General features: G+C 69.7%; 12 protein-coding genes. 10 read left to right on the top strand and 2 right to left on the bottom strand.

The features are described from left to right. The first annotated feature begins 120 nt into the window (after nucleotides 1–120). The 4 genes from D7Y13_RS13500 (at nucleotide 121) to D7Y13_RS13485 (ending at nucleotide 3,630) form a co-directional block, all read left to right on the top strand. The gene (locus D7Y13_RS13500) at nucleotides 121–753 is read left to right on the top strand and encodes a hemerythrin domain-containing protein (protein ID WP_233595629.1); all 633 of its coding nucleotides are present in this window, start codon (nucleotides 121–123) and stop codon (nucleotides 751–753) included. Nucleotides 754–877: 124 nt separating this feature from the next. Then, nucleotides 878–1,624: an SIMPL domain-containing protein gene (locus D7Y13_RS13495; protein WP_120584142.1), complete on the top strand. Its 747-nt coding sequence runs from the start codon at nucleotides 878–880 to the stop codon at nucleotides 1,622–1,624. Between the two features lie 342 nt (nucleotides 1,625–1,966). Continuing rightward, nucleotides 1,967–3,163 carry a DUF2380 domain-containing protein gene (locus D7Y13_RS13490; RefSeq protein ID WP_341870409.1) on the top strand — a complete coding sequence of 399 codons (1,197 nt, stop codon included), beginning with the start codon at nucleotides 1,967–1,969 and terminating at the stop codon, nucleotides 3,161–3,163. Continuing rightward, the gene (locus tag D7Y13_RS13485) at nucleotides 3,160–3,630 is read left to right on the top strand and encodes an NUDIX hydrolase (RefSeq protein WP_120584143.1); all 471 of its coding nucleotides are present in this window, start codon (nucleotides 3,160–3,162) and stop codon (nucleotides 3,628–3,630) included. The genes D7Y13_RS13490 and D7Y13_RS13485 overlap by 4 nt, the downstream gene beginning before the upstream one ends. Nucleotides 3,631–3,666: 36 nt before the next feature. Here the strand turns inward: D7Y13_RS13485 and D7Y13_RS13480 are convergent, their stop codons facing one another. Next, a complete protein-coding gene (locus D7Y13_RS13480; RefSeq protein WP_120584144.1) occupies nucleotides 3,667–4,443 on the bottom strand; it encodes a hypothetical protein in 777 nt (258 codons plus the stop codon). 13 nt (nucleotides 4,444–4,456) lie between these two features. Further along, entirely contained in the window at nucleotides 4,457–4,717 is a 261-nt protein-coding gene (locus tag D7Y13_RS13475; RefSeq protein ID WP_120533581.1) for a hypothetical protein, read from the bottom strand. A 106-nt stretch (nucleotides 4,718–4,823) separates the two neighbouring features. On the opposite strand from D7Y13_RS13475, the gene D7Y13_RS13470 reads away from it, so the two are divergent. The 6 genes from D7Y13_RS13470 (at nucleotide 4,824) to D7Y13_RS13445 (ending at nucleotide 11,988) form a co-directional block, all read left to right on the top strand. Further along, a complete protein-coding gene (locus D7Y13_RS13470; RefSeq protein ID WP_120584156.1) occupies nucleotides 4,824–5,750 on the top strand; it encodes a lipoprotein TP_1001-related protein in 927 nt (308 codons plus the stop codon). Nucleotides 5,751–5,943: 193 nt separating this feature from the next. Continuing rightward, nucleotides 5,944–6,153 carry a hypothetical protein gene (locus D7Y13_RS13465; RefSeq protein WP_120533582.1) on the top strand — a complete coding sequence of 70 codons (210 nt, stop codon included), beginning with the start codon at nucleotides 5,944–5,946 and terminating at the stop codon, nucleotides 6,151–6,153. 40 nt (nucleotides 6,154–6,193) lie between these two features. Then, nucleotides 6,194–9,178 (top strand): polysaccharide deacetylase family protein, encoded by a 2,985-nt coding sequence (locus D7Y13_RS13460; protein WP_158620393.1) that lies wholly within the window; start codon nucleotides 6,194–6,196, stop codon nucleotides 9,176–9,178. Between the two features lie 10 nt (nucleotides 9,179–9,188). Continuing rightward, a complete protein-coding gene (locus tag D7Y13_RS13455) occupies nucleotides 9,189–10,991 on the top strand; it encodes a peptidase domain-containing ABC transporter (protein ID WP_120584146.1) in 1,803 nt (600 codons plus the stop codon). A 23-nt stretch (nucleotides 10,992–11,014) separates the two neighbouring features. Beyond that, nucleotides 11,015–11,293 carry a hypothetical protein gene (locus tag D7Y13_RS13450; protein WP_120584147.1) on the top strand — a complete coding sequence of 93 codons (279 nt, stop codon included), beginning with the start codon at nucleotides 11,015–11,017 and terminating at the stop codon, nucleotides 11,291–11,293. Then, the gene (locus D7Y13_RS13445) at nucleotides 11,293–11,988 is read left to right on the top strand and encodes a S8/S53 family peptidase (protein ID WP_233595630.1); all 696 of its coding nucleotides are present in this window, start codon (nucleotides 11,293–11,295) and stop codon (nucleotides 11,986–11,988) included. Before D7Y13_RS13450 ends, D7Y13_RS13445 begins: the two co-directional genes overlap by 1 nt. Nucleotides 11,989–12,003 lie beyond the last annotated feature (15 nt).

The following is a 12,003-nucleotide window of genomic DNA, read 5'->3' as shown; positions in this document are numbered from 1 at the left end:
GAATTCATCCCCACCATTCGGAACGTGCCGCGCTGCGCCAGGGAGAGGGACTCCTGCGCATTCGGGAGGGGGAGGCGCGGGCCCCCGTTGCAGGAAGGGAGACGGCCGATGGATGCCATCATGTTGCTGAAGGCGGACCACAAGACGGTGGAGCAGCTGTTCCGCAAGTTCGAGAAGTCGGGCGACCACGCGCTGGCGCACAAGCGCAAGCTGGTGGACGACATCGTGCGCGAGCTGTCGGTGCACGCGGCCATCGAGGAGCAGGTCTTCTACCCGGCGGTGCGGGCGCGTGCGGAGGACCTCTCCGCGGACGTGCTGCGCGCGCTGGAGGAGCACCACGTCGTGAAGTGGCTGCTGTCGGAGCTGGACACGATGGCGCCGGACGCGGAGCGCTTCGACGCGAAGGTGCACGTGCTGATGGAGAACGTGCGCGCCCACGTCACCGAGGAGGAGCAGTACCTGTTCCCGGAGGTGAAGAAGGCCTTCAAGCCGCAGGAGCTGCGGCAGGTGGGTGAGGCGCTGGAGCTGGCGAAGCGGGCGGCGCCCACGCACCCGCACCCGGCCGCGCCGGATACGCCGCCGGGCAACCTGCTGGCGGGCGCGGTGTCGGCGGTGATGGACATGGGCCGGGACGCGCTGCGCACGGCGCGGCGCAAGGCGGAGACGCAGGTGCGCAAGGCCACGCGGCGTCCGGCGCGCAAGCCGGAGCCGGCCATGACGATGGACTCCGCGGGCGAGTCGCTGCCGCACTGAGCGACCGTCTGGCGCAGGACGTCACGGGCCCGGTGAATGTCCGCCGGGCCCGGGCCGTCCTGGAGGCATGAGGGGCTTTCGCGCTAGAGGCGTGGGAGGTCCCCGGCCTTTGGAAGGAGGCGCCATGTCCACGGTACGCAGGATGTTGTCGACGTTGGTGGTGTTGGCGGGCTTCACCGCCGCCGCGCAGTCACAGCCGCCCGGTTCGCCCCAGGCGCGTCCCCCCGTTGATCCGCAGGTGCGCACGCTGCGCGTGGAGGGCACGGGAGAGGTGAAGGCGCAGCCGGACGAGGCCTTCATCGACGTGGCGGTGGAGACGTCCGCGGCGAACGCGAAGGCGGCGGGCGAGGAGAACGCGAAGCGGATGGAGAAGGTGCTGGCGGCGCTGACGTCCGCGGGCCTCGCGAAGCGCGACCTCCAGACGCGCAACTACAACGTCTATCCCGAATACATGCCGCCGCCGCCGCAGGGTGGGGAGCCGAAGCTCAAGGGCTACCGGGTGAGCAACCTGGTGAGCGTCCACGTGACGGACCTGACGAAGGTGGGCGGGCTGTTGGACAAGGCGCTCGCGGCGGGGGCGAACCGGGTGGACTCGGTGCGCTTCGGGTTGAGCCGAGAGGACGCGGTGCAGGGTGAGGCGTTGCGGCAGGCGGTGGCGCGAGCGCGCAAGTCGGCGGAGGTGCTGGCAGCGGCGCTCAACGTGAAGCTGGGCGCGGTGTTGGACGCGAGCACGGTGACGGAAGCGCCGCGCCTGTATCCGGCCACCTTCGCCATGGACATGGCCGAGTCGCGCGCCGCGCCCACCACGCCCATCAATCCGGAAGAGCAGACGGTGCAGGCGAAGGTGACGCTCATCTTCGCGATTCAGTAGGCGCGGGGTACCTCGTTCGCCGGGGGGCCGGTATGTGCCCCCGGTGTACCCTCTGGCGACGCCGGAGGATGGATGATGCGCGCGAAGGTCGTGGTGTGGTGCCTGGCCCTTCTTGTCATGGGCTGCGCTGGAGTCGAGACGTCCACCCGGAGCGGTGGCGCGCGCGTGCTCCGGCAGCGCGCTTCCGTGTCGGAGGCTTCCAGCGAAAGACAACGGACGGCTGAGAAGCGTGGCCGTGGCGTCGTGACGGCCGCTCGTCCAGCGGATGAGGTGGAGGGCTTTGGAAGGGAAAAGCCTGACGCCACGTTGAGCCGTCTCGCGGTCCTTGATGCCTTGAACGAAGTGAAGGGCTCGCTGGACGGCATCACCCACGGGCTGCCCACGCTCACGGCGAACACGAGGGGCCTGGGTGGGAGCGACGGCGTCTTCACGCGCTATGCGGATTACGGCTCCAGCCAACTGCCGTGGCTCCGTGGCGCTCTGGTGAATGCGACCACGCTCGCGGAGGCCGCCGGGGCGGTTTCGGATGCGGACATGTCCCTGGGGCTCCTGCGGATGACGGGTCCCCGTCTCCAGGCAGCGATGTCCGGCGCCACGTTGCTCGCGGCATGGGTCGACTTCCTCCGCCTCGCGGAGGTCGTGCGCCAGGAGTGCCCCTACTACGGGATGGAGCGGCTGTTCGTGGACCTGGACCGTGTGCAGCGGCGGATGGCGCCGGCCATGAAGGCGCTCGCGTCGATGGAGCCAGGGCAGGTGGAGGCCACGGCGACCGCGATGCCCGAGTTGATGGGGCAACTCACCCGTGAATTCCAATCCATCCAGGACGGAGCGCGCGTGGCGATGGAGCGGGCCGGGCGGGTCATCGCTGCGGCGCAGTTCCTCGAAATGCTCACGATGGTTTCCACGCTGAAGGTGATGTTGCCCAGGCCCCCTCCCGCGGCGCCCGTCACGCTCGGCGTGGGACTCGTGATGGGCTCGGGCGGTGTGATGATGGGTTCGCGGGTCGTGGTCTCCGCCGAGTGGGTGGAGACGATGCGCCGGCTCGTGCGGGCGGGCGTCATCTCCGTGCCGGTGGTCAGCGCCGCGGTCCGGATCCATGCGGGGCAGGTGATGATGGCGCAAGCGCACCGCGACCTGCCCAAGGGCGTGCGCGACGCGCTGGGGGACGGTCCTGAAGTGCGCGGCATGCACGAGACCGGAAGGGCGGGAGCCGGCATGTCCGATGCGCCGAAGCACCACGTCCTGCCGGACGAGCATCGGGCATGGTTCGAGAAACGCGGCTTCACGGGGGACATGAACATCGACCAGTTCTGTGTCCGGTTGGAGCAGGCACACCACGAGGCGATTCACGGAGGTGGCAATTGGCGCCTGGGACGCACCTGGCCCGGCGAATGGAACCGCATGATCATGGGGGAGTTGCGGAGATCCGAGGCCGTGGTTGGCCGGAGGTTGACGCGGAATGACGTCCTGGACATCGTCGCGGAGCGTATGAAGCTCTATGACATCCCGATGAAGTTCACCCAGGGGGGCAGCCGATGACCGACGGGCGTTCGTGGCAGGGGAACTGGAAGGTCCGCCTGTATGAGCGCGTCCGTGAGCGCGGCTACGACTCGCTCACCGCCTTTGTTGAAGCACGCCCCACCGCGTCGCTGATAGCGCTGGCGGAGGAACTGGGGCCGGACGACATCGCCGGGGTGCAGGTGTTCAGCGGACTGGTCGCCGAAGCGGAGCGCAGCCATCGAGTCACACGTCTGGTGCGCGGGCAACTCGTGCGCGAACTGTGCGCGCATCTCCCCAAGGGTTGGCCGGCCGTGATGGATGACGCGAACCGTTTCAGGGTCGCGCGCGCACTCGCCGGTTGGTATTCCTTTACCCCAGAGACCCATAAGACGCAGGTTGACCGGGCCAGCGATGCACTCCTCGCCCATCCACCACTGCCTGGCTGGCGTCCGCTCGGACCAGACGACGAGATGCTCCGGACGCTCCTCCCCGACGAGGAAGCCTGACCGGCATTACGCTTCGCACCCCGGGGGATGCCCGCGTCAGCCGAAGCTCGACGTCGCCGAGCCCGCGTTGCCGCCCGCCAGGGGCTTGTAGGGGAAGTAGAGGTTTCGCACGAAGCGGGTGAAGAGGTGCTCCTCGTTCCACCGCTGACGGGCCATGCCGTACACGCCCGGGGCGCGCAGGTCGTGGGCGGAGACGTCGGTGACGAACTCGCGTTCGCTGTAGATGGCGAACACCTCGTCCACTGCCGCGCGGCTGCGATACGTGCGCAGCACGGTGCGGTACATGAGCTCGTTCTCGTCCTTCGTGAAGGCCAGCCCCTGGATGGCGTGCGCCATCTCATGGAAGACGAGGTACTTCTCCGACTCCAGCCGGTCCTGCCGCAGGGCGATGCGCGCTCGGGGCCAGTCCGGACGGTCCCAGAACAACCCCGCGGCCTGGGGTGACACCGCCTTCGGATAGCCATACTTCACCAGGGTGTGGCCGGGAGGGATCAGCTCCAGCGTGACAGGCCGGGCGGCCTCCAGCCGGAAGATGATCGAGAGGTTGCCGGAGATCTGCCGGGCAATCTCCTCCTGCACCCGCTGCACCTGCGCGGCGGGAGCGCCGTAGGTCTTGAACTCCAACTTCGCCTGCACATAGGCGCGGGCGCGGGCGGGTCCCTCCACGGGCGGACGGCCTTCGCGCGCCTCGTAGACATCGCCTCCCGCGAGCAGGGTGAAGGCGCTCAACGGCCGCAGTCTTGCGACCTCGGGCGCCAGCGGGGTGATGTCCGGCGTCGAGCCGTCCAGGGTCTCGGAGTGCTCCGGTCGCATGCGCCCATCCCCTTCAGGTGCAGGTCTTCGCCTGCTGGTTGCATTCGTCCACACACCCCGGCGTCTGCGTATCGGGTGTGCGACCCACCGACTGGCCCTGCACGGAGTCCTGGGGAATCCGCAAGGCGGCCCGGGAGGATGGCTGGCAGCTGTCGAGACACGCGTTGTACTGGCTGCGACAGGACTGCGACAGATTCGACGTATCGAGCGTCGCGCATCCGGAGAGCGCCGCGAGCCCACCTGCCAGCAGCGCGAGGCCACGAAAGAGGTTCATGGCCGGGATTCTACGCGCGGCCCGGGACCCGTGAAGAGCCCCCGCCATGACAGAGGTGCCAGCTATACAAGTGCCCTTCTCAGTCCTCCGGGTCCAAGGTCCTTCCATGTTCCGTCCGCGTACCGTCCCGATGTTCGCAGCCCTGCTCCCGCTCCTCGCCGGATGCCCAGCGGATCCCGAGTGCACGGAGGACCGCGACTGCGCGGCCCGTGGGCCGGACATCGTCTGTGTCGACGAGCTCTGTGTTCAGGCCCCCGCGCAGGACGCGGGTCCGACGGACGCGGGCACGGACGCAGGGGTGAGCGACGCGGGCACGGACGCCGGTCAGAGCGACGCGGGCGCGGACGCGGGACACACGGATGCGGGCACGGACGCCGGTCAGGTCGACGCGGGCACGGACGGCGGCACGACCGTCGCGGAAGCCTCGTTGCGCATCACCGAGATCAACCCTTCACACCCGCAGGATCTCATCGAACTGGCGGCCGTCACCGGCGGGACGCTGGGCGGCATCTCGCTCCTGGAGCTGACCAACGCCGACTTCAGCTTCACCTTCCCCCAGGGCTACACGGTGGAGACAGGGGCCGTGCTGGTGCTCCACCTCGGGGGCGACTGCACCGATGCACCCGGAGCACCGGCCTCCTGTGGTCAGACCGCGCCCTTCACCGCGAAGGCCTGGGACTTCAGCCTGCCGGGCTCGCTCAGCTACTCCGGCAAGGTCTTCGAACTGCTCGCGGCGGATGGCTCGCCCGTGGATGGCGTGCCCTTCGTCAGGGCCTCCGGTGTCATGCCCGACGAAACGGTCGCCGCGGTCCAGCGCCTGCAAGCGGATCGGGTCTGGGATTCCACCTCCTGCATCCACAACATGGAGACGGGACTCGCGAAGGACCGCTACTGCCGCAACATCGCGGCGAACTGGTCCGACCTGGACGCGGACTCCAGCGTCATGCGCATCGTCGGCACCACCCCGCTGGCGACGCCCGGAATGGCGACACAGTGGAGCGCGCCCCTGCCTTCGCGCTGGGGCACCTACTGAATGGGGACGGGAGCTGCTCCTTCATCACTGCCTGCGCGTGCTGAACAGGACCCGGAGCATGGGCCGCGCATCCGGAGCGCGGGAAGTGTCGGGGGCCATGCCCACCCGCATTCCCTGCCTTGTCCCCTCCCAGGTCCTTTCCTACGCTTCCCTTGCTTCGCGAAAACCCCCCTCATCTCCTGGAGTCTCTTCAATGCGTTACACGCGCAAGGATGTCTCGGAACTGCTGGAGACGGTGAACGGCGGCCCGGACGTCATGGGCTTCTCCACGTCGAACTTCTCCTCCACCACGTACACGCTCGTCGCGTCGGGGCCGGGCACGGTGTGGCAGGACCTGTTCAACCCGGCCCACCGGGTGTGCTCGGAGGATGGCGCCACGTCCCCCTACGAGGACTGCCGCTAGCCTTCAGCCTCATGCTTCTCTTCCGTCTCGCGGCCCCTCCATGAATCCCAGCCTCACGCTGATCCTCAACACCCACATGCCGCAGGTGTTGGGCACGGGGCCCCTCTTCGATGAGCCGGAGAACTGGCTCTTCGAAGCGCTGACGGAGACGTACCTTCCGCTGTTCCGGATGTTGGAGCGCTGGGACTCCCGGCGCTTCGCCGGCACGCTGGTGATGTCCTTCACCCCGTGCCTCGTGGATCAGCTCCTCGCCTGCGAGGAGCGCTACACGGGCTACCTGCACCTGCTCGGGCGCATCGCCACGCGCGAGCTGGAGCGCACGTCGCGGCTGGACCTCTACAACCGCTCCGAGAAGTTCCCGCAGTCGCTCTCCGAAGAGGCGCTGTCGCGGATCCACCGCACCGCGGGCATGTACCTGCGGCGCGTGGAGGACAGCCTGGCGTTCCTCAAGGAGCACAGCCTGCGCGACGTGTTCGCGCGGTTGGGGCGCTCGCGGCTGCCCGGCGTGCAGCTGTGGACGTCCTCGCCCCAGCACAACTTCCTGCCCTTCTTCGAGCCCGCCACCGCGGACCGGCTGGTGGCGCGCGGCGTGGAGTCCTTCCAGGAAGTGTTTGGCCGCGAGCCGGACGGCTTCTGGCTGCCCGAGTGCGCCTTCCAGCCCGGAGTTGAGCGAGTGCTCACGCGCCACGGCATCCGCCGCACCGCGCTCAGCTTGAATGGCATTGGCGCTTCGCAGCCCCAGGACCCGAGCGGCGTGTTCCGTCACGAGGACCTGGAGGTGCTCGTCCACGACTACCGCATCGGGCTGCACCTGTGGAAGTCGCCCGACGCCACCTTCCCGGCCCATCCCGTCTACCGCGAGTTCTTCCGCGACGTGGGCTTCGATGTCCGGCCCGAGTACTTCGACGAGCTGGGCGTGCCCGTGCCTTCGCACAAGCGCGGGCACGTGTGGACGGGCCTCAAGTACCACGCGGTGACCGGCCAGCAGGTGGGGCTGGGCGAGAAGGGCCTCTACGACCTGGAGGCCGCCCGCGCGCAGGTGCCAAAGCACGTGCGCGCGTTCTGGGACCTGTTGGAGTCGCGCCGCTCGCTCGTGCAGGACGGACAGACGTTCGTGCTGGCCTTCGACACGGAGCTGTTCGGCCACTGGTGGCACGAAGGCATCGAGTGGCTCGACGGCGTGATGCAGCCGAAGCTGCCCCAGGAGGTGACTGTCGCCGCGCCCGTGCCGCCGCCGCCTCCTTCGCTGCCCCGGCTCTACTATTCGACGTGGGGCCGGGACTTCTACAGCGAGCACTGGCTGACGCCGGGCAACTGCTGGATGTTCGGGCTCATCAAGCTGGTGGAGGCGCAGCTCCCCGCGCCGGTGGACGCGGAGACGCGCGAGACGTGGCGCCGCTTCGAGGTCTTCAGCGGCAGCGACCTGCTGTTCATGATGCCGGACCCCACGCAGCGGGAGCGCGCGCGCACGCTGTTCCTCCAGCGCTACGCGGACGTCGTCTCGCGGCTGCCGGCCTTCACGCCCGAATTGCTTACCGCCTTCCCGGTGGATCCGTTCAAGTGCGTGCTTGTCCACGTGGGGAAGCCGGGGGCGGAAGCGCCGCCGCCGTTCCTGCTGCGCCGGCTGTCGCGCCAGGGCTCGCCGGACGCGCGGCGGGAGATCACGCTGGACCCGGAGGTGGTCGACGTCGCGGGGCTGCGTGTCTGCTTCCAGTACTTCCTGCTGCATCCGCAGGCCCGCTACGCGCTGCGCGTGGAAGGCTCCGAGCACGAATACACCTTCCAGATGCCGGACTACGGCGTGCCGCTGCTCATCGCGCAGGACACGCGCACCTATCCCAAGTACGACCCGGAGGTGCTGTACCGGAAGCTGGCGGAGATCTGGGAGGGCGACCAGCGGCTGCCCATCCTCCAGGCCCCCACGCTGCGCAGCCAGCACATGTACACGCGCGAGCAGGTGACGAAGGTGCTCGGCGGCAAGCGGACCGCGGTCTTCAAGTACAACAAGGAGGGCTACGCGCTCCTGCGCTTCCGCGAGAAGAGCGTGGCGCCCGCGTCCATCGTGTTCGACGACACCGTGTCGCTCACCGACGCGGGCGCGTACATCCAGGCTGGGGCGCTGTCCGTGCCGGTGTGCAGCGACCCCGCGGAGATTCCGCGGCAGGACTTCGACGCGGTGGTCTTCACCTGCTCGCTCAACTTCGAGTCCGAGGTGCCGCACGTCCGGGCGCTGCTCGAAGTGGCCACGCGCAAGCGGCTGCCGGTGGTGTCGCTGTACGACGACATCCTCTACTACGACCTCTTCGATGGACTGGAGCCGGACCCCTCGCTCTTCCACCGCGTGGCGGTGCCGGAGCAGGACGCGCTCGCGCACCCGGGCCCGGTGGACTACCGGCCGCGCAACCTGCTGGGCGTCTTCGGCACGGACACGGTGCAGGGCAAGTTCAGCACCCAGGTCTACCTGCGCGAGGCGCTGGCGAAGCACGTGCGCGTGCGCCACCACGCCACGGAGCCCACGGGCATCCTGCTGGGCGCGGACACCGGCTACTCGCGCGTGCTGCGCGTGGAGGCCGAGCCGCGCCTCGCCTTCGAGCGGCGGCTCATGGCGGACCTGGCCCGGGACTGCGACGTGGTCATCACCGGCGGGCAGAACGGGCTGCTCTACTCCCCGGCCGGCGCGGACCGACGGGCCAACGCCTCCACGATGATCTACGAGACGTTTCTGCCCCGGCTCATCGTGCTCACCGTGTCGGTGGACACGAAGCCGGAGGACGTGCTCGCGACGCGCGAATATCTGGAGACGCTGGCCCGGGAGCACGAAGTGCCCTGCACGGTGGTGGGCCTGGCGATGATGGGCGGGCGCAAGCTGCTGGGCAGCCGGTGGACGGAGACGTGGTTCCTGGGCGTCCGGGACGAGGTGCTGGAGGCCGCGCGGCAGCGGCTGGAGCAGCGGACCGGACTGCGCGTCCACGCCATCCCCGAGGAAGTGGACGCGCTCGCCCGGAGCGTGCTCACGTCCCTGTGAGAGACCCTTGATGGAACAGGACGGCGCGATGCAGGAGGAGGGCCCTCCCGGGCTGCGACAGTCGGCGCGCTACCTCGCCGCGCTCCTGCGCCTGCTGCGGCCCGCCTGGGGCGCGCTCGCCCGGGGCGCGCTGCTGGGCCCCGTCATCACGCTGCTGTTGCTGGTGCCGCCCTTCCTCACTCGGCTCCTGTTCGACCACGTGTCGTCGCTGAAGGACCTGGACCTGCTCCACGTCCTGGTGGTCAGCATCCTCGCCGCGTCGGTGGCGGCGGCGCTCGCGGATGCGCTGCTGGGCTACTACTCGTCCTATCTGAACATCAAGCTGGAGAGCTCCGCCGCGCTCTACCTGTTCAACCACCTGCAACACCTGCCGGACCGCTTCTTCTCCCGGCGACAGGTGGGGGAACTCACCAGCCGCTTCGAGGACGCGAAGGCTGGGATGTCGCTGGTGCTGGGCCTCCTGCGGCTCGTGTTCTCGCAGTTGAGCTTCCTCATCATCATCCCGTTCACGCTCGCCTCGCTCCACTGGGAGCTGGCGCTGGCGGCCCTGGCCACGCTGCCCTTCGTGGTGGCGGTGCCGCTCGTGATGGGGCGCGCCATGGGCCACGCGTGGCAGGAGGTGGTGGGCGTCCACGGTTCGCTCAACGCGCTCCAGGTGGAGACCTTGCGGCAGAGCCGCACGACGAAGGTGCTGGCGCTGGAGCCGTTCGTCTACCAGCGCGCGGCGGGGCTGATGCGGTCGGTGCTGCGGGCGCACCTGCGGGCGCACGGGGTGGAGGGGCGGCTGCGGCTGTTCGAGCGCACGGTGGAGGCGGCGCAGACAGCGCTCTTCACGTGGTTGGGCTGGCGGCTCATCCTCCAGGGACAGCTGACGCTCGGCGGCTTCGTGGCCTTCGTGGCCTATGCCGCGTACCTGCGCGGCCCGGTCATCGAGGTCATCTCCTTCGTCACGGGTCTCCAGCAGCGCGGCGTCCACCTTCAGCGCTTCTTCGAGTACCTGCACGAGGCGCCGGAGCAGGATCCGAACCGCTCCCTCCAGCTCCCGGCCCCGCTGGCGCGGCGGCTGGACGGCGGGGTGGCGCTGGAGAACGTGTCCTTCGGCTATGTGCCGGGCCAGGACGTGCTGCGCGAGGTGAGCGCGCGCGTCGAGCCCGGGACGGTGGTGACCATCGTCGGGGCGAGTGGCTCGGGGAAGACGACGCTGGCGCGACTGCTGACGCGGCTGGAGGAGCCCGGCCAGGGGCGCGTGCTGTACGACGGCCGCGACGCGCGGACCCTGGAGTTGTCCGAGCTGCGCCGACAGCTCGCCGTGGTGTGGCAGGACGTGGAGCTGTACCACGGCACCTTGCGCGACAACCTCACGCTGGGCCTGTCCGACGTGTCCGACGAGGACCTGGGGCACGCGGTGCGGCTGTGCGGGTTGGAGTCCGTGCTCGCGGGGCTGCCCCAGGGGTACGACACGCCGGTGGCCGAGGCGGGCGCCAGCCTCTCCGGCGGACAGCGGCAGCGGCTGGCCCTGGCCCGCGCCGTGCTGCGCGATGCACCCGTGCTGCTGTTGGATGAGGCCACCTCGCAGCTCGACGTGGAGACCGAGGCCGCCATCGTCTACGCGTTGCTCGCGAGGGCCCGGGAGCGGCGGCAGACGGTGCTGTTCATCACCCACCGGCTGGCCAACGCGCCGCTGGCCGATGAGGTGTGGATGCTCGCGGGAGGCCAGTTGGTGGGCCGGGGCCCGCATGCGGAGCTGCTGGCGCGCTGTGCTCCCTACCGGCGGCTGTACCGCACCGGCGTGGGCGAGGCGGACGCCGCCTGACGCGGCGGTGGGAACGAACGGTCATGACGAACCAGCCCCCGCGTCCTGTCGCCCCGCCGCTGCCCCTCCTGGAGGATCCGGATCATCCCGGCCTCTTCGTCGTGCGGCGCATCGGCATCCTCACGTTCCTGCTCGTGGCGGCGCTGGGCTCGGTGATGCTGCTCGCGGGTTCACTCGTGCGTTTGACGGTGGCCGTGCCTGACGCTGTCCCTCCCCGCACGGAGTCCATCACCCTGGGCGCCTACGTGCTCCGGCAACTGGGGCACGCAAGGCTTCCGGGGCCGGGAGGCGGGGCCCGGTGATGAAGGTGGGCATCATCGACAGTGGGGTGGAGGTGGCCTTCCTTCGCGAGCAGGGAATGCACCTCGCGGGTGCGGCCCGCTTCACGCTCGACCTGGATGCGAAGGAGTTGGAGGCGCGCGTCTACGAGCGCGAGGAGCTGGAGGCGTGGCGGGCTGGCGACACCGTGCTGGACCTGGAGGATGCGCACGGGCATGGCACCGCAGTCTTGAGCATCCTCCACGAGCAGGTCCGTCCCTGGCCGGACGCGGAGTTGTACGTGGCGCGCGTCCTCGATGAGGGCGTGCGCGGTCATTCGCTGTGCCTCGTGGAGGCGCTGGGGTGGATGCTCGACGAGGTGGGCGTGGACCTGCTGAACCTGAGCCTGGGCACGACGCTCCGCGCGCTGGAGTCGCCCATGCGCGAGGTGACGGACCGCGCGGCGGCGCGAGGCGCGGTCATCGTCTGCTCCGCGGGAGGGATGCCCACGCTGCCCGCGCAACTGGAGTCGGTGGTGTCGGTGGGTGACGCCGCGCTCATGGAGCGGGTGGGCGCCGACGTGAAGGTCGACCATGTCGTGCGGGAGCGGGAGGTGAAGCTCTACATGGGAGGACACTGGCTGCACGCGCCCATGACGACCAGCTTCGCCTGCGCGGTAGCGGTGGCCGGGGTGCTGCGCGACGGCTGCCCACCGGAATGGCGGCGCGGGCGGGGGTGAGCGCCGCCCAGGCAC

The sequence above is a fragment of the Corallococcus praedator genome (assembly GCF_003612125.1).
In the GTDB taxonomy this organism is placed as follows: Bacteria; Myxococcota; Myxococcia; order Myxococcales; family Myxococcaceae; genus Corallococcus; species Corallococcus praedator.
Note: the sequence above shows the minus strand (reverse complement) of the source record. Positions and strands in the feature narration are given on the sequence as shown.

Bases quoted from the DNA above. Each gene is read 5' to 3' on its own strand.
- D7Y13_RS13460 (WP_158620393.1), top strand. From the start codon at position 6,194: ATGAATCCCAGCCTCACGCTGATCCTCAACACCCACATGCCGCAGGTG.
- D7Y13_RS13485 (WP_120584143.1), top strand. From the start codon at position 3,160: ATGACCGACGGGCGTTCGTGGCAGGGGAACTGGAAGGTCCGCCTGTAT.
- D7Y13_RS13450 (WP_120584147.1), top strand. From the start codon at position 11,015: ATGACGAACCAGCCCCCGCGTCCTGTCGCCCCGCCGCTGCCCCTCCTG.
- D7Y13_RS13480 (WP_120584144.1), bottom strand. From the start codon at position 4,443: ATGCGACCGGAGCACTCCGAGACCCTGGACGGCTCGACGCCGGACATC.
- D7Y13_RS13470 (WP_120584156.1), top strand. From the start codon at position 4,824: ATGTTCCGTCCGCGTACCGTCCCGATGTTCGCAGCCCTGCTCCCGCTC.
- D7Y13_RS13465 (WP_120533582.1), top strand. From the start codon at position 5,944: ATGCGTTACACGCGCAAGGATGTCTCGGAACTGCTGGAGACGGTGAAC.
- D7Y13_RS13495 (WP_120584142.1), top strand. From the start codon at position 878: ATGTCCACGGTACGCAGGATGTTGTCGACGTTGGTGGTGTTGGCGGGC.
- D7Y13_RS13455 (WP_120584146.1), top strand. From the start codon at position 9,189: ATGGAACAGGACGGCGCGATGCAGGAGGAGGGCCCTCCCGGGCTGCGA.
- D7Y13_RS13475 (WP_120533581.1), bottom strand. From the start codon at position 4,717: ATGAACCTCTTTCGTGGCCTCGCGCTGCTGGCAGGTGGGCTCGCGGCG.
- D7Y13_RS13445 (WP_233595630.1), top strand. From the start codon at position 11,293: ATGAAGGTGGGCATCATCGACAGTGGGGTGGAGGTGGCCTTCCTTCGC.
- D7Y13_RS13500 (WP_233595629.1), top strand. From the start codon at position 121: ATGTTGCTGAAGGCGGACCACAAGACGGTGGAGCAGCTGTTCCGCAAG.